16 protein-coding genes are annotated in these 15,248 nt (G+C 73.3%); 7 read left to right on the top strand and 9 right to left on the bottom strand.

Features of this window, described 5'->3' with window-relative positions:
- The first annotated feature begins 6 nt into the window (after positions 1–6).
- From KLP28_12250 to KLP28_12225, 6 genes are read left to right on the top strand one after another with little or no spacing between them, the layout of a single operon-like run.
- Complete coding sequence (locus KLP28_12250) at positions 7–1,233, top strand: alanine--glyoxylate aminotransferase family protein (protein QWC86964.1); 1,227 nt, start codon at positions 7–9, stop codon at positions 1,231–1,233.
- On the top strand, positions 1,230–2,510 hold the full coding sequence (locus KLP28_12245) for an allantoate amidohydrolase (protein QWC84343.1): 1,281 nt from the start codon (positions 1,230–1,232) through the stop codon (positions 2,508–2,510). Before KLP28_12250 ends, KLP28_12245 begins: the two co-directional genes overlap by 4 nt.
- Complete coding sequence (locus tag KLP28_12240) at positions 2,507–3,340, top strand: MurR/RpiR family transcriptional regulator (GenBank protein ID QWC84342.1); 834 nt, start codon at positions 2,507–2,509, stop codon at positions 3,338–3,340. Before KLP28_12245 ends, KLP28_12240 begins: the two co-directional genes overlap by 4 nt.
- Position 3,341: 1 nt before the next feature.
- Positions 3,342–4,124: an FAD binding domain-containing protein gene (locus KLP28_12235; GenBank protein QWC84341.1), complete on the top strand. Its 783-nt coding sequence runs from the start codon at positions 3,342–3,344 to the stop codon at positions 4,122–4,124.
- 10 nt (positions 4,125–4,134) lie between these two features.
- The gene (locus tag KLP28_12230) at positions 4,135–6,819 is read left to right on the top strand and encodes a molybdopterin-dependent oxidoreductase (GenBank protein ID QWC84340.1); all 2,685 of its coding nucleotides are present in this window, start codon (positions 4,135–4,137) and stop codon (positions 6,817–6,819) included.
- Positions 6,816–7,352 (top strand): nucleoside deaminase, encoded by a 537-nt coding sequence (locus KLP28_12225; protein ID QWC84339.1) that lies wholly within the window; start codon positions 6,816–6,818, stop codon positions 7,350–7,352. Before KLP28_12230 ends, KLP28_12225 begins: the two co-directional genes overlap by 4 nt.
- 99 nt (positions 7,353–7,451) lie before the next feature.
- Here KLP28_12225 and KLP28_12220 read toward each other — a convergent pair whose 3' ends face one another.
- Genes KLP28_12220 through KLP28_12200 form a run of 5 tightly spaced genes read right to left on the bottom strand, consistent with a single transcriptional unit; the run spans position 7,452 to position 12,402 of the window.
- A complete protein-coding gene (locus KLP28_12220) occupies positions 7,452–8,318 on the bottom strand; it encodes an ABC transporter permease subunit (protein QWC86963.1) in 867 nt (288 codons plus the stop codon).
- A 14-nt stretch (positions 8,319–8,332) separates the two neighbouring features.
- Positions 8,333–9,136, bottom strand: coding sequence for an ABC transporter permease subunit (locus KLP28_12215; GenBank protein ID QWC84338.1), 804 nt, complete (start codon positions 9,134–9,136; stop codon positions 8,333–8,335).
- 18 nt (positions 9,137–9,154) lie between these two features.
- Positions 9,155–9,943, bottom strand: a complete 789-nt coding sequence (locus KLP28_12210; GenBank protein ID QWC84337.1) for an ABC transporter ATP-binding protein — start codon at positions 9,941–9,943, stop codon at positions 9,155–9,157.
- Between the two features lie 44 nt (positions 9,944–9,987).
- A complete protein-coding gene (locus tag KLP28_12205) occupies positions 9,988–11,106 on the bottom strand; it encodes an ABC transporter substrate-binding protein (protein QWC84336.1) in 1,119 nt (372 codons plus the stop codon).
- Between the two features lie 51 nt (positions 11,107–11,157).
- The gene (locus KLP28_12200) at positions 11,158–12,402 is read right to left on the bottom strand and encodes an MFS transporter (protein ID QWC84335.1); all 1,245 of its coding nucleotides are present in this window, start codon (positions 12,400–12,402) and stop codon (positions 11,158–11,160) included.
- Between the two features lie 48 nt (positions 12,403–12,450).
- Between KLP28_12200 and KLP28_12195 the strand changes: the two genes are divergently transcribed.
- Positions 12,451–13,038 (top strand): TetR/AcrR family transcriptional regulator, encoded by a 588-nt coding sequence (locus KLP28_12195; GenBank protein ID QWC84334.1) that lies wholly within the window; start codon positions 12,451–12,453, stop codon positions 13,036–13,038.
- A gap of 13 nt (positions 13,039–13,051) precedes the next feature.
- Here KLP28_12195 and KLP28_12190 read toward each other — a convergent pair whose 3' ends face one another.
- Genes KLP28_12190 through KLP28_12175 form a run of 4 tightly spaced genes read right to left on the bottom strand, consistent with a single transcriptional unit; the run spans position 13,052 to position 15,188 of the window.
- Entirely contained in the window at positions 13,052–13,543 is a 492-nt protein-coding gene (locus KLP28_12190; GenBank protein ID QWC84333.1) for a DUF2306 domain-containing protein, read from the bottom strand.
- Positions 13,540–13,980, bottom strand: coding sequence for a MarR family transcriptional regulator (locus KLP28_12185; protein ID QWC84332.1), 441 nt, complete (start codon positions 13,978–13,980; stop codon positions 13,540–13,542). The genes KLP28_12190 and KLP28_12185 overlap by 4 nt, the downstream gene beginning before the upstream one ends.
- A 48-nt stretch (positions 13,981–14,028) precedes the next feature.
- Positions 14,029–14,703: a DUF899 domain-containing protein gene (locus tag KLP28_12180; protein ID QWC84331.1), complete on the bottom strand. Its 675-nt coding sequence runs from the start codon at positions 14,701–14,703 to the stop codon at positions 14,029–14,031.
- A complete protein-coding gene (locus KLP28_12175) occupies positions 14,700–15,188 on the bottom strand; it encodes an SRPBCC family protein (protein QWC84330.1) in 489 nt (162 codons plus the stop codon). The genes KLP28_12180 and KLP28_12175 overlap by 4 nt, the downstream gene beginning before the upstream one ends.
- Positions 15,189–15,248 lie beyond the last annotated feature (60 nt).

Here is a 15,248-nt window from a genome sequence, read left to right as displayed (position 1 = left end):
CTGCTGATGGGCCCCGGCCCCATCACGGCCGACCCGCGGGTGCTGCGGGCGATGTCGGCGCAGCTGGTCGGGCAGTACGACCCCGCCATGACCACGGCGATGAACGAGACCATGGAGCTCTACCGGCAGGTGTTCCGCACCGCCAACGAGCACACGTTCCTCGTCGACGGCACGTCACGCGCCGGCATCGAGGCCGCGCTGGTGAGCCTGCTCGAGCCCGGCGACCGGGTGCTCGTGCCGGTCTTCGGCCGCTTCGGCCACCTGCTCGTCGAGATCGCCGAGCGTTGCCGCGCCGAGGTGCACACGGTCGAGGTGCCGTGGGGCGAGGTCGTGCCCGAGGACCTGCTGCGCGACGCGGTCGCATCGGTCGAGCCGCGCCTGGTCGCCACGGTGCAGGGCGACACCTCGACCACGATGTGCCAGCCCCTCGCGGGCCTCGGCAGCATCTGCGCCGAGGCCGGGGCGCTGCTGTACGTCGACGCGACCGCCAGCGTCGGCGGCAACCGCCTGGAGACCGACGACTGGGGACTCGACGTCGTCAGCGCCGGACTGCAGAAATGCCTGGGCGGACCGTCGGGCAGCGCCCCGATCACGCTGTCGCCGCGGGCCGCGGAGCACGTCGCCGGCCGCAAGCACGTGGAGGCCGGGCTGCGCCAGGACGGCGACGCGCGCGCCGAGGGCGACCGACGCATCGCGTCGAACTACCTCGACCTCGCGCAGATCATGGACTACTGGGGTCCGCGCCGGCTCAACCACCACACCGAGGCCACCACGATGCTCTACGGCGCCCGCGAGTGCGCCCGGATCCTGCTCGAGGAGGGCCTCGACGCAGGGATCGACCGGCACACCCGGCACGGCGAGGCCATGACCGCCGGGCTGCGGGGACTCGGTCTGGTCGTCTTCGGCGACACCGCGCACAGGATGACCAACGTCGTCGCCGTCGAGGTGCCGGCACCCCTGGACCACGCGGGCGGGGAGCGCGTGCGTCGCCGCATGCTCGAGGAGTTCGGCATCGAGATCGGCACCTCGTTCGGACCGTTGGCCGGGCGCGTCTGGCGCGTCGGGACGATGGGCTACAACGCCCGCACCGACGCCGTGCTCACCACGCTGGCCTGTCTGGAGGCGGTGCTGCGCGGCGAGGGCGTGACCACCGTGCTCGACGCGCCCGGCGGCGGTGTCGAGGCGGCGCGTGCGGCGTACGCCATCCGTGACGAGCAGGGGGCGGCGTCGTGACCACCGGCGCGGAGGTGCTGGCGCGGTGCGCGCAGCTCGACACGTTCTCCGCGGACCCGGTGATGCTCGTACGCACCCACCTGACCCCGCAGCACGCCGCGGCGAACACCGCCACCGCCACATGGATGGTCGAGGCCGGCATGCACACCTGGGTCGACGCGGCCGGCAACCAGTGGGGCCGCGTCGAGGGCCGGCAACCGGGCCTGCCCGCCCTGGTGCTGGGCTCGCACCTCGACACGGTGATCGACGCCGGCTCCTACGACGGGCCGCTCGGGGTGCTCATGGCCGTCGCGGTCGTCGAGCGGCTGCGCGACCGACTGAAGGAACTGCCCTTCGCGATCGAGGTGGTCGCCTTCAGCGACGAGGAGGGCACCCGATTCGGGTCCGCGCTGATGGGGTCGTACGCCGTCGCGGGTCTGTGGGACGAGGCCTGGTGGCAGCTGCGCGACGCGGACGGTGTCGGGCTCACCGAGGCCTTCGAGCGCTTCGGCCTCGACCCCGCGCGGGTCGGCGAGGCGGCCCGCCGACCCGAGGACGTCGTCGGCTACCTCGAGGCGCACATCGAGCAGGGCCCGTACCTGGAGCGGGACGACGTCTCGCTCGGCTACGTCACCACCATCGCGGGGGCCCGGCGGTTCACCCTGTCGGTGATCGGGGAGGCGCGGCACGCGGGCGGCACCCCGTACGACCGTCGCCGCGACGCCCTGGTGGGGGCGAGCCACGCCATCACCCTGATCGAGCAGCTCGCCCGCGCCTCCAGCGCCGACGACGACGGCGGGTTCATCGCGACCGTCGGCCGGATCGAGGTGCACCCCGGTGCGGTGAACGTGGTTCCCGGGCGCGCCGACTTCAGCCTCGACCTGCGCGCCGGCACCGACGAGGTGCGCGACGCCGCCTGGGACCGGATCGTCGCCGGCATCGAGGCGCTGTGCGAGGAGCGCGGCCTGGCCCTCGAGTCCGTCGAGCGCTACCGCGCCGCCGCCGCCACCTGCGCGCCGTGGCTGCGCGACGCCGTCGTCGCCGGGATCGTCGCCACCGGGCAGACCGAGGTGCCGGGGCTGTGGAGCCGCGCCGGGCACGACGCGATGGCGATGGCGCGACTGACCGACATCGGCATGCTGTTCGTGCGCTGCCACGATGGCATCAGCCACCACCCCGCCGAGGCCGTGCGCGAGGTCGACGTCGACGCCGGCCTCGAGGCCCTCGAGGTCGCCGTGCTCACCGCCGCCGCGCACTCCGTCGCCGACACCGTCGACCAGCCGGGAGCGCACGCGTGAGCGGCTCCCTGCGCGACCGGATCGCCGTGTCCCGCCGCGACCTGTCCCCGACCGAGGAGCGGGCGGCCGACGCGTTGCTGGACCACCTCGAGGACGTCGGCTCCTACCGCGCCGCCGAGCTGGCCTCCCTCGCCGGCGTCTCCAAGGCCACGATGAGCCGGCTCTTCCGCCGCCTCGGGTACGCCTCCTTCGAGGAGGTCCGCGACGACCTCCGCGCCCGACGCGCCGCCGTCGGGGAGCCCCGGCGCATCGCCGGCGGCGGGGACCTGACAGCCCACGTGCGCACCGAGTCCGCGGCCGTCGCCGCCGTGGTCACCCAGCCGCTGGTCGGCGAGGTCGTCGCCGCGCTGGCCGGCGCCGAGCGGGTCACGGTCATCGGCTGGCGCGCCAGCCACGTCGTGGCCGCCCACCTGCGTCAACAGCTGGCCCACGTACGCGGCTCCGTGCGACTCGCTCCCCTGCCCGGCCAGGTGCTCGGCGAGGAACTGGCCGACCTGGTCGCCGGCGACGTCGTCGTGCTCGTCGGCTTCAGCCGCCGACCGCGCGGCTTCGCGGCCCTGCTCGAGGAGACCGTCGCCACGGGGGCGACGGTGGTGCTGCTCGCCGACGAGTCCGCCCGCCCGTACGCCTCCCGGGTCGACCTCGCGCTGGAGTGCCCCGTGCGGGGCGAGCTCGCCTTCGACTCCTACGCCGCCGCGATGAGTCTCGTGACGGTGCTGGCCGACGGCGTGCTGACCCGGCTGGGCGCCGAGGCGCAGCAGCGGGTCGGCGAAATCAGCCGGCGGTACGCCCGCGCCGAGGAGACCGAGCAGCACGTGGGGGGACGCTGACATGGACCTGCACCCCGTCGAGCGGTTCCGCACCGCCCGGACCCGCGACGACCTCACCCTCGCCCCGGGCGAGACCCTGCTGGGCGGCGGCACCTGGCTGTTCTCCGAGCCCCAGCCCGCCGTCACCGGCCTGGTCGACCTGACCATGCTCGGCTGGGAGCCGGTCGAGCACCGCGACGACGGGGGCGTACGCCTCGCCGCCACCTGCCCCGTGGCGACGGTGCGGGCACTCGGACCCGCCGTGTGCCGCGAGGCCGCCGACGCCCTGCTGATGTCGTGGAAGGTCGCAGAGGTCGCGACCGTCGGGGGCAACATCTGCCTGGGACTCCCCGCGGGCGCGATGACGTCGCTGACCGCCGGCCTCGGCGGCACGGCGCTGGTGTGGGCTGCCGACGGGATGGAGCGTGAGCTCCCGGTGCTCGACCTCGTCGTCGGCGACGGTCGCACGGCACTCGCGCCGGGAGAGGTGCTGCGCGCCGTCGACCTGCCGCCCGGCTGGGACGACGAGTCCGCGGTCGCGTGGCGGCGTGCCTCGCTCACCGACGCCGGCCGGTCCGCCGCGGTCGTCGTCGGGCGACGCACGTCCGCAGGTCCCGTCGTCACCGTGACCGCCTCGACCCCTCGCCCCGTGGTCGTGCGCGAGCCCGCCGACCCGGCGGCGCTGGAGCAGGCGGTCACCGGTCCCGGTGGGCCCGGCTGGTTCGACGACGTGCACGGGGCGCCGGACTGGCGGGCCGCGGTGACCGCCCGGCTGGTCGCCGAGGTCGTGGAGGAGCTGTCGTGAGGAGGCCGGCATGAGGGTCGACGGGACCGAGGTCGAGGGCACGCCGCTGCCCGGTCAGTGCCTGCGCACCTGGCTGCGCGACCAGGGGCGCACGGGCGTGAAGAAGGGCTGCGACTCCGGTGACTGCGGCGCCTGCACCGTGCTGGTGGACGGCCGACCGCGGCACGCGTGCCTGGTGCCGGCGGCGCGGGTGGGCGACGCCGAGGTGACCACGGCGGCCGGGCTGGGCACGCCGGAGGCACCGAGTGCGGAGCAGCAGGCGTTCGTGGCCGCCCAGGGCTTCCAGTGCGGGTTCTGCACCGCCGGGTACGTCGTCACCGCCGCCGGACGCGGCTGCGCCCCCGAGCCCGACGACGTCGCGCACACCTTCAAGGGCAACCTGTGCCGCTGCACGGGCTACCGGTCGATCCGGGCCGCGCTGGCGGGCGAGCGCACCGTCGAGACCGGACCCGGCGTCGTCGGGACCTCCTCCCCCGCCCCCGCCGGGCCCGACCTGGTCTCGGGCCGCACGACCTTCACCCTCGACGAGCCGGCGCCGCCCGGGCTGCTGCACCTCGCGGTGCTGCAGAGCCCCCACAGCCACGCGCGCATCCGCGGCATCGACACCACGGCGGCGGAGGCGGTGCCCGGCGTGCACCTGGTGCTGACCCACCGCGACGCACCCGAGGTGCTCTTTTCGACCGCGCGGCACGACAACCGCCTCGACAACCCCGCCGACACGCGGGTGCTCGACGACGTGGTGCGCTTCGCCGGCCAGCGCGTCGCGGCCGTCGTGGCCGAGTCCGTCGCCGTCGCCGAGGCGGCCGTGGCGCTGCTCGACGTCGACTACGAGGTGCTGCCCGCCAGCCTCGACGCCGAGACGACCCGTGACGCGGGCGCCCCGCTGGTGCACGGGGAGAAGACCGACGAGCACATCGGCATCGCCGAGGCCGCACGCAATGTCGCGGCGGCCACCCACGGCGAGGTCGGTGACGTCGCCGCCGGGCTCGCCGCAGCCGTGCACACCGTCGCGGGCACCTGGCGCACCTCCCGCGTGAACCACGTGGCGCTGGAGACGCACGGCGCGCGCGGGTGGTTCGAGGGGACCCTGCCCGGACGTCCCGGCGACGCCACGGGCCGGCTGGTGGTCCGCAGCTCCACCCAGGTGCCGTTCCTCGTACGCGACGAGCTGGCGGAGCTGTTCCGCGGTCACGGCCTCGGCCGCGACGAGATCCGTGTGAACACCGGCCGTGTCGGCGGCGGCTTCGGCGGCAAGCAGGAGCTGCTCGTCGAGGACCTCGTCTCGCTGGCCGTGCTCCGGCTGGTCGAGCGCGGCACCCCCCACCCGGTGCAGTGGGAGCTGACACGCGAGCAGCAGTTCACGATGATCCCCGGCCGTCACCCGTTCCGGGTCTCGCTCGAGATGGGCGTCGACGCCGACGGAGTGCTGACCGCGATGGCGCTGGACGTGCTCAGCGACACCGGGGCGTACGGCAACCACGCCCCCGGCGTGCTCTTCCACGGCTGCCACGAGTCGGTGGCGCTCTACCGCTGCGCCAACAAGCGGGTCGACGCCGAGGCGGTCTACACCCACAACCTGCCCTCGGGCGCCTTCCGGGGGTACGGGCTCGGCCAGGTCATCCTGGCCATCGAGTCGGGTCTCGACGAGCTGGCCCGCCGGGCCGGGCTCAGCCCGGCCGAGATCCGGCGCCGCAACTGCGTGCGCCCCGGCGACCACCTCGTCGTCAACGGACCGCCCACGAACGACCTCGCCATCACCGGCGACGGGCTCGTGCCCTGCCTCGACCTGGTCGAGGCGGCGCTGGCCGAGCCGGGACGCGACCTGCCGGTCCCCGCCGGGGACGGCTGGCTGGTCGGCGAGGGGGTCGCGGCGGCGATGATCGCGACCATCCCGCCTCGGGGTCACCACAGCGAGGCCACCGTCAGCCTGCTCGAGGACGGGACCGTGCAGGTCGGGGTCGGGTCCGCCGAGTTCGGCAACGGCTCGGCGACCGTGCACCACCAGCTCGTCTCCGGCGCACTGGCCCGTCACGGCATCGACGCCTCGGCCGTCCGGCTGGTCTCGGGCGACACCGACGCCGCGGCGTACGACACGGGGGCGTACGGCTCCACCGGCTCCGTCGTCGCCGGCAGCGCCGTGCTGGCCGCGGCCGAGGACCTCGCCGCGCAGCTCGACGAGGACCCGGGCACCCGGCCGCTGGTCGGGCACGGGGAGCACCACGGGAACCCCCGGTCGGCGGCGTACAACGTGCACGGCGTCCGCGTCGCCGTGCAGCCGACCACCGGCGAGGTGCGCGTGCTGCGATCGGTGCACGCGGCCGACGCCGGGGTGGTGCTCAACCCCGAGCAGCTGCGCGGCCAGGTCGAGGGCGGGGTCGCGCAGGGGTTCGGCTCGGCGCTGGCCGAGGAGGTGCGCGTCGTCGACGGCGTCGTCACCACCCGCGCGATCCGTGACTACCGCGTGCCCCAGATCGGCCAGGTGCCCGTCACCGAGGTGCTGTTCGCCGACACCGTCGACCCGCTCGGGCCGCACGGCGCGCGGTCGATGAGCGAGGCGCCGTACAACCCCGTCGCGCCGGCCGTCGCCAACGCCGTCCGCGACGCCACCGGCGTACGCCCCCACGAGCTGCCGATGACCCGCGACCGGGTCTGGCGACTGCTGCAGACCGCCGACCCCGACCAGGAGACGCCATGACCCCGCACAGCAGCGAGACGTCCACCGGGCCCTCCGCAGGGACCTCCGCCGCACCTGACCTCGACGCCTCGTTCCTCGACCAGGCGGTGTCGCTCGCGATCCGCAACGTCGCGGACGGCGGGGGCCCGTTCGGCGCGGTCATCGCCCGCGGCGGGGAGGTCGTCGCGCTGGGACAGAACCGCGTCACCCGCGACCTCGACCCCACCGCCCACGCGGAGGTCGTCGCGATCCGGGAGGCGTGCCGCACCACCGACGACTTCTCGCTCGCCGGCTGCACGCTCTACACCTCGTGCGAGCCGTGCCCGCTGTGCCTGAGCTCCGCGCTCTGGGCACGCCTGGACCGGGTCGTGTACGCCGCCGACCGCGACGACGCCGCCCGGGGCGGCTTCGACGACCGGGCGTTCTACGAGCTGTTCGGCGTCGACACCCTCGACACGGCCAGCTGGCCGACCGTCGTGCACGAGCAGCGCCCCGCCAACGCGACCGCTCCCTTCGACGCATGGCTCGCCAAGGGCGACCGCACCCACTACTGACGCCGTCGGACGGACGTGCACAACGTCGCCAACGGACCGGAGATCGGACGCGACCGAGGGTTGTGCACGTCCGGCCGACAGTCACCCACCGAGGTGGCGTCAGAGCTGCTGCTGGCTCATCCCCATGCGCGCGAGCACCGCGGTCTCCACGAGCAGCACGACGTTGTAGAGCGCCAACGTGATGAGGGTGATGATCGCGACCGACGCCCAGAGCTGGTCGAACTGCGCGGCGGCGCTGTACTTCACGATGTTGCCCCCCACGCCGGTGCCGGTCGAGAGCCACTCGGCGAGCAGCGCGCCGGTGACGGCACCGGGCACCGAGACCCGCGCGGCTGCGAACAGCGACGGCAGCGCACCCGGGATCGCGACCTTTCGCAACGCGGCGAGGTTGCCCCCGCCGGACACGTGCACCAGGTCGAGGCTCTCCCTGCTGGCGCGGCTCAGGCCGAACAGCACGGAGGCGAGCGCGGGGAACAGCACCACGATCGTGCCGATGACGGCGACCGACGCCGCCGTGCCACGCCCGGTCAGCAGGATGATCACGGGCGCGATCGACACCAGCGGCACGCTGCGCAGCAGCAGCGCCAGCGGCATCACGCCGGCCTCCACGGCTTTGCTGAGGGTGAACAGCACGGCGAGCACGATCGCGACCGAGAGCCCGACCGCGAAGCCGAACGACGCATCGGTCAGCGACGTCCACGTCACCGCCCACATGTCCGAGCGGTGCTCGGCGGCGGTCGTGCTCGCACCGGCGTCGGTGACGAAGAGGAAGCGGTAGACGTCCAGCGGTCCCTTCGCGACGTACTCGGAGATGCCGGTGAAGGAGACGACCGCCTGCCACAGGCCCACCACGATCGCGAGGGTCAGCACGGCGTTGCCCGCCGCACGCCCGACCGCCCGGAGCGTCTGCCGGTCGACCACCGGTCCGGGCGTCACCGCGGCGAGCCGGCGGCGTACGGGCTGCATCGTCAGCTCGGTCATCAGGCGGCCCTTCCCGAGACCCAGGGGGTGACCAGCCGCGAGATCAGCCCGAGCGCGGCGTACCCCACCAGCGCGACGAACGCGCACAGCAGGAACACCGCCCACACCCGGACGGAGTCCAGGTTGCCCTGCAGCCGGATCAGGGTGATGCCGACGCTGCGGTCCGTGGCGCCGAGGTACTCCCCCAGCACCGCGCCGAGGAACGAGCTCGGCACCGCGATCTGCAGCGCGTTGAGGATCGCCGGCAGCGCCGCGACAAGGCGCACCTTGCGCAGCTGGGTGACCCGGCCGCCGCCGTAGACGCGCACGACGTCCAGCGACGACCGGTCGGCCGCCTTGAAGCCGAGCAGCGCCCCCACGACGGTCGTGAAGAAGACGGCCAGGGCCGCCAGGAAGACCGCCGTGCGCGACGGGTCACCGGGCTGCGAGGCGCCGCCCAGCACGACGATCGAGATGCCGCCGACGGCCACCATCGGCAGGCAGTACGACGCGACCGCCACCTGCACGACCACCGCCTCCAGCTTCGGCGCGACCAGCACCGTCGCGGCCAGGGCGAGGGCGAGCACGTTGCCGATGAAGAAGCCGTACGCCGCCTCGGTGATCGTCACCTCGAAGGGTCCCCAGTAGGCACGCGGTCCGTCCGCGATCATCTGGGAGAACACCGCGAGCGGCGACGGCACCGGGGTGTACGTCGTGCCCGGCGGTGGCGCGAACGCCAGCGCGAACAGCGACCACGCCCCCAGCAGCACCGCGAGCCCGACCATGCCTGCGGCCCAGCCGGGCAGCCTCCCCTGCGTCCTCATCGAGCCCTCACCGCCGCCTCACGCCTCGGCCTCGGCCCGGCCGTCGACGCCGAACAGCAGCTCCGAGGCCCGGTCGGCCAGCGCGTGGAAGGCCGGCGTACGCATCATCTCCGGGGTGCGGGGCCGGGGCAGGTCGACGTCGATGACCTCCTTGATACGTCCCGGCCTCGGACTCATCACCGCGACCTGGTCGGAGAGGAAGATCGCCTCGTTGATGCCGTGGGTGACCAGCAACGTGGTGGCGGGCTTCTCGGTCCAGATGCGCAGCAGCTCGAGGTTGAGGTTCTGCCGCGTCATGTCGTCGAGGGCGCCGAACGGCTCGTCGAGCAGCAGCACCGACGGCTTCAGCGCCAGCGCCCGCGCGATCGAGACGCGCTGCCGCATGCCGCCGGAGAGCTGCGACGGCTTCGACCTCTCGAAGCCGTTCAGCCCGACGAGGTCGATGAGCTCCTCGACGTACGCCGTGTCGACGGGGCGCCCGGCGACCTCGAAGGGCAGCGCGATGTTCTTGACGACGCTGCGCCACGGGAGCAGCGCGTGGTCCTGGAACGCGATGCCGAGCTCGCTGGCGCGGCGGAGCTCCGCGGGGGTACGCCCGTCGACAAGCGCCCGGCCGGTGGTGGGCTCCTCCAGCCCTGCGAGGATCCGCAGGATCGTGGACTTGCCGCATCCCGACGGACCGAGCAGCGCCAGGAACGACCCCTGCTCGGTCTGCAGGTGGGCGTCGTCCAGGGCGGTCACCGAGCGGCCCCGGCCCGACCCGAAGGTCTTGCCGAGGCCCTCGATCTGCAGGCCGATGCCGGTCATCCGCTGGGTCCTCTGCTCGGTCCTCTGCTGGGAGGTGACGGCGCTCAGGACCGGTAGTCCTTCAGCTCCGGGTTCTCGGCGTAGATCTCGTCGATGATGGAGGTGTCGAAGAGCTCGTCGACGGTGACGGTCCAGCCGGCGGCCTCGAGCGAGTCGACCGTCTGCTGCTGCAGCTCCGGCGTGATCGTGAAGAGACCGTTGGCCTCGGTGTCATCGGTCGAGATCAGCTCGGCCTGCGCCTGCAGACCCAGCTTGGTCTTCTCGGGGTCCAGGGCGCCGAAGACCGACTCCAGACCCTCGGAGTTCTCCGAGGCGGCCTGGTCGTAGTACTTCGTGATCAGCTCGACCGTCGCGTCCTCGGGCTCGGTGAAGGTGTCGCTCCAGCCCTTGATCTCCGCGATGAGGAAGTCCTTGAGCAGGTCACGGTTCTCCGCCAGGTACTGGTCGGTCACCGTGTAGGTCTCGGCGACGTACGGCACACCGTTCTCGGCGTACGGCAGGTTGGTGACCTCGTTGCCGGCCAGCTCGACGGTGATCGCCTCGTTGGTCAGGTAGGCCATGAAGCCGTCGACCTCGCCGTTGATCAGCGGGGTGGGGTCGAAGTCCACGGGCACGACCGTCACGTCGTCGGGCGAGATGTCGTTAGCCCGCAGGATGGCCGAGAACACCGACGCGTTCGAGTCCTGCACGCCGATGGTCTTGCCGACCATGTCCTGCGGTGTCGCGATGTCGCCACCGTCGGCCAGCGACAGGATCGTGAAGGGGTTCTGCTGGAAGGTGGCACCGATGATCGTCAGCGGTGCGTCCTGCTCGGAGATCGCCGCACCGACCGAGGCGGCGTCGCTCAGCGCGACCTGCACGGTGCCCGAGAGCAGCTTCGCGACGCCGGTGTCGGGCCCGGAGATGCCGTTGACGGTCTCGAAGCCGGCCTCGTCGTAGTAGCCGTTCTCGTAGGCGTAGTACTCGCCGGCGAACTCCTCGTTCTTGATCCAGGAGTACTGCAGGTCGATCTCGCCGTACGAAGCGCTCTCGCCACCGCCATCACCTCCGGACGCGGAGCTGCCGTCGCCCCCACCGCAGGCAGCGGTGAGGGCCAGGGCCGAGAGGGTCGCGCCGACGACGAGCAGACGGCGTACGCGGGAACCGCTGGGGGTGTGGGACATGGACGGGCCTCCGAAGTCGTGGGAACGACCGGAACGTACGGCTCGTGCGTTTCAGGCCCTGGCACGCGCGTTTCGGGTAGGTAAAACCCTTTCGGCCGCGGCGCCGCCGTCCTCGCCCGCGTCCTCGCCGCGGTCGTCCGGCAGGGCGACCATGCTCACGAGCGCTCCGGTGACGGCGCTGCCGAGGAACACGACGGGCAGGGTGAGGGCCTCGGCCACGAACCCGAGGAGTGGCGCTCCCACGGCCTGACCCACCGCGATCGCGAGGAAGCCGGCACCGACCCCGGCGCCGACGTGGTCGGGCCACACCCGGGAGGCGGAGACCAGCACGAGGCCGGTGAGGGCGATGTAGGCGGCGCCGAAGACCACCGCGGCGGCGTACGCACCGACGCCCGCGGGAGCGACCGCGAGGAGGGCGGTCGCACCACTCAGCGCCAGCAGCAGCACGCGCCAGAGCCGGCCTGGCCCGACCCGCGCGGCGAGGTCGCCGCCTGCGGCGCCGAGCACCCCTGCGACGCCCAACGCGATCCAGAGCACGGCCGAGCCGGTGGCGCCCATGTCCCCTGAGCTCTGCACCAGCTGTCGACCGAAGGTCCACGTCGCGACGCTGACCGCACCCATGCCGAACGCGACCAGCAGCAGCCGTCCGGCCCCCGGCACGACGGGCGGCACGACCTGACGGAGGCCGCGCTCCCGGTGCGTCCCCGACGACGGGCGCGTGACCCGCTCGGTGTCGTCGCTGTCCGCGGGGAGCACCAGCCAGATCCAGGCCGTGGCCACGACCGCGACGACCGAGAACACCGCCCACGCGAGTCGCCAGGCGTCCCCGGCGGCCAGGACCACCGGACCCGAGACCGCCACGCCGATCCCGGTGCCGGCGTTCACGACGGTCTGCGAGCGGTCCCGGCGCGGCCGGGCGACCCAGCGGGCGACCGCGGACGCGAGCGGTGGTGAGGCCGCACCCGTGCTCGACCCGGCGATGAGCACGCCGACCGCGAGCACGGCCGCGTTCGGCGCCACGGCCACCAGCGCCGTCCCCGCCGTGGCGACGAGTCCGGCCGCGGTCGCGGTGCGACGGGCGCCCCAGACGGGGGTCAGCAGGCTGCTCACCACGATCGCGACGCAGTAGCCGACGTACGAGCTCGAGGCGATCAGCCCGGAGACCGCGCCGGAGACGTCGAGGTCTGCCCGCATCTCGGGCTCGGTCAGTCCGTAGGCGAAGCGGGCGAACCCGTAGCAGACCGCGATCAGGGTCGTGCCGGCTGCGACGAGCAGCCAGGTGGCTCGGGAGGTCATGGAGTCAGCATAGAACGATCGTTCTAATCGACCGGATAGGATGGGGTCATGCCCCCACCGACGACGCGGTCCCCGAGGACGCCCGTACGCACTCGGCTGCTCGAGGCGGCCGACGAGCTGTTCTACGCCGAGGGCATCGCCGGCACCGGCGTCGATGCCGTGCTGTCCCGCTCCGGCGCGGCCATCGGTTCCCTCTACTCCCACTTCGGCGGCAAGGACGGGCTGGTGCTGGCCTACCTGCAGGCGCGCGAGGACCGCTGGCGCGAGGTCTGGGACGCCGAGGTCGCGCGGCACGACCGCTCCCGCGAGCAGGTGCTGGCGATCTTCGACGCCCAGGAGCGCTGGTCGGCTGCGACCCCGAGCCACCACGGGTGCGCCCACGCGGCAGCCGTCGCCCAGCTGCCGGCCGGCCATCCGGCACGAACAGCCGCCCTGGGCTACAAACAGGGCGTACGCGCCCGCCTCGCCGACCTGGTCGCGGGCCTCGACGTCACCGAGCCCGGAGATCTCGCGGACGAGTTGACCCTGCTCTACGAGGGCGTGCTCGTCGCCGCGTCACTGGGCCTGCCGGACCCGGCGCGACGGGCTCGGAACGCGGCGTCCCGACTCCTGGAGGCGGCCGCCCCCCGGTCGTAGGGTCGAGCGGACCTCAGGGGTGCGCGGAGGTGGTCGTCGCAGCCGTCACGCGACGGGCCAGGGCCAGCACCAGGACCGTGGTGGCGACGAGCGCGCCGCACGCTGCCAGGAAGCCGACAGGCTCGGTGACGGCGAAGGTCGGGACGAGCCGGTCGGGGATCGCCGTCGCGAACACCCCGGCGATCACCAGGCCGAGCCAGCTGCCGAGCATCGCCGAGGCGTGACCACGCACGTCGCCGGCGCGGATGCGCCACAGCGAGTAGCCCAGCGAGACCAGAGTGACGACCGAGAGGATGTGGAGCCAGCTGAAGTCCCCGCCCCGCAGGTCGCGGATCCAGAAGCTCGACGCCGCAACCCACACCATCAGCACCACCCAGGCACGACCTACGACGCGGTGCCGCGCGTCGCCACGAGGCCTGCGCAGCAGCTGCACCCCGCCGAGCGGGATGGCCACGACCGCCGCGGCGGCGTGCGCCGCGACCAACGCGGTCGGCGCATCGCTCATGCGGTCACGTCCTCGGCGGCGACACGATCCAAGGCGCCGGTCAGCAGCCTGACCTGACCGGCGAGCGCCCGATGGTCGACGCCGACCGACTCGGCAAGACCTTCGAGTCGCCCTTCCAACGTCCTCGCGGCGTCGGCGCGCAGCCTGTCACCCTGCTCGGTGAGCGCGAGGCGACGCGTACGCCCACCCCCCGGCCTCGCCTCGATGAGTCCGCGGTCGACGAGCGAGGCGACCATGCGTGACACCGCCGCCTCGGACTGGCCCGCGGACTCCGCGAGCTCGCGCTGCGAGGGGCCGTCGAGCTCGTGCACGGCGAGCAGCGCGCGGTAGCGCGCGTATGTCAGCCCGTGGGCCGTGCGCAGGATCCGCTCCGCAGCGACGTCGAGTCGACGGACGAGGCCGTGCAGCTCGTGTGCCAACGCGTCAGTCGAGGCCATGGCGTCATGCTTGCATATGCAACTTGCACACGCAAGTCATTAGCGTGGTCAGCCGTACGTCGGCTCCTGCGGCCACCCCTCCGGGCTGTCCTCCCAGTCCTGCTGCCGTCCGTACACGGTGCGGTCCATGATGTGCGCCAGCGGCAGGATCGCCTCGGTGCCGCGGGCCCTGGTCATGTACGTGAGATACGGCCTGCCGTCGCGCAGCAGGTAGTAGGAGTAGCCGGGCTGCGGTCCCGTGTAGCCCTCGCTGCGGTGGATCCAACCCCAGTCGTCGTCGTAGGTCGTGCCTCCGGACGAGACCCAGGTGTGGTCCCAACCCTGCTTCTCGCGCCACGCCTGCAGCTTCTCGATCGGCCCCTGGGAGACCATCGCGAAGGCGATGCCGTGCTCGTCGAAGCGACCCATGCGCTGCGGCAGGTTGTCGGTCGCCCAGGTGCAGCTCGGGCAGCCCTCGTCGCCCCAGTCGGCGCCGTACATCACGTTCTGCACCAGCAGGAGGTAGTGGTCACCGAACAGCTCGGTGAGGCGTACGGGCCCGTCGGGTCCGGTGAACTCGTAGTCTTCCACCTCGATCATCGGCAGCCGCCGTCGCGCCGCCGAGACCCGGTCGCCCAGTCGGGTGACCTCTTTCTCTGCCTCGATCTGCGCGGCGAGAGCCTCGTCGAAGGCGGGGCGGCCGACGATCGGCGGGGCGGCGTCGGGAGCCTCTCGTGCCGTCATCGGCGCTCCTTCCGCCCGCGCGTGGCGAGCGTCTCGAGGTGGTGCAGCGAGTTCGGGAGATGGTGCGCCGGGAACGGCGGGAAGTCCAGGTAGGTGCGAGGCTCCGCACCCACGGCCGACCAGTCGTACGTCAGCGTCACGGTGGTGCCCTCGGTCGACGGTTCGAGGTCGTAGCGCCACCACCAGCCGCCGACGGTGAGCTCGTCGTCTCCCCGCTCCTGGTAGCCGGTGCGCCAGGCGATCACGCGGCCCGCCTCGAACGCGGTGACCTCGTTGACGGTCTCGTACGCCCCGCCGCCGCGCTCGTGGAACATTCCCATCGCGAAGAGCTGTCCGACGTGGGTGAGCGGCGCGGCGTCGACCGCGTCCGTCACCCACCCGGTGCCGTCGATGGCGGCGTGCGCGGACGGGTCGGCGAGCACGGCGAAGACCTGTGCGGATGTTGCCGGCAGGACGTGCGTGGCGCTGATGCGTTCCGTCGTCATGGACAGGTGGACCAGCGACGACGAGCGGACTCATCGGTCGTGGGCGCGACTGACAGGGTG

Source organism: Nocardioidaceae bacterium (assembly GCA_018672315.1).
Classification (GTDB): Bacteria; Actinomycetota; Actinomycetes; order Propionibacteriales; family Nocardioidaceae; genus TYQ2.
This window is presented reverse-complemented; position numbering and strand designations above follow the sequence as displayed.

What these genes read in the sequence shown, in the direction of transcription:
- KLP28_12250 (QWC86964.1), top strand. Translation starts at nt 7, where the DNA reads ATGGGCCCCGGCCCCATCACGGCCGACCCGCGGGTGCTGCGGGCGATG.
- KLP28_12235 (QWC84341.1), top strand. Translation starts at nt 3,342, where the DNA reads ATGGACCTGCACCCCGTCGAGCGGTTCCGCACCGCCCGGACCCGCGAC.
- KLP28_12230 (QWC84340.1), top strand. Translation starts at nt 4,135, where the DNA reads ATGAGGGTCGACGGGACCGAGGTCGAGGGCACGCCGCTGCCCGGTCAG.
- KLP28_12225 (QWC84339.1), top strand. Translation starts at nt 6,816, where the DNA reads ATGACCCCGCACAGCAGCGAGACGTCCACCGGGCCCTCCGCAGGGACC.
- KLP28_12220 (QWC86963.1), bottom strand. Translation starts at nt 8,318, where the DNA reads ATGCAGCCCGTACGCCGCCGGCTCGCCGCGGTGACGCCCGGACCGGTG.
- KLP28_12215 (QWC84338.1), bottom strand. Translation starts at nt 9,136, where the DNA reads ATGAGGACGCAGGGGAGGCTGCCCGGCTGGGCCGCAGGCATGGTCGGG.
- KLP28_12210 (QWC84337.1), bottom strand. Translation starts at nt 9,943, where the DNA reads ATGACCGGCATCGGCCTGCAGATCGAGGGCCTCGGCAAGACCTTCGGG.
- KLP28_12205 (QWC84336.1), bottom strand. Translation starts at nt 11,106, where the DNA reads ATGTCCCACACCCCCAGCGGTTCCCGCGTACGCCGTCTGCTCGTCGTC.
- KLP28_12200 (QWC84335.1), bottom strand. Translation starts at nt 12,402, where the DNA reads ATGACCTCCCGAGCCACCTGGCTGCTCGTCGCAGCCGGCACGACCCTG.
- KLP28_12195 (QWC84334.1), top strand. Translation starts at nt 12,451, where the DNA reads ATGCCCCCACCGACGACGCGGTCCCCGAGGACGCCCGTACGCACTCGG.
- KLP28_12190 (QWC84333.1), bottom strand. Translation starts at nt 13,543, where the DNA reads ATGAGCGATGCGCCGACCGCGTTGGTCGCGGCGCACGCCGCCGCGGCG.
- KLP28_12185 (QWC84332.1), bottom strand. Translation starts at nt 13,980, where the DNA reads ATGGCCTCGACTGACGCGTTGGCACACGAGCTGCACGGCCTCGTCCGT.
- KLP28_12180 (QWC84331.1), bottom strand. Translation starts at nt 14,703, where the DNA reads ATGACGGCACGAGAGGCTCCCGACGCCGCCCCGCCGATCGTCGGCCGC.
- KLP28_12175 (QWC84330.1), bottom strand. Translation starts at nt 15,188, where the DNA reads ATGACGACGGAACGCATCAGCGCCACGCACGTCCTGCCGGCAACATCC.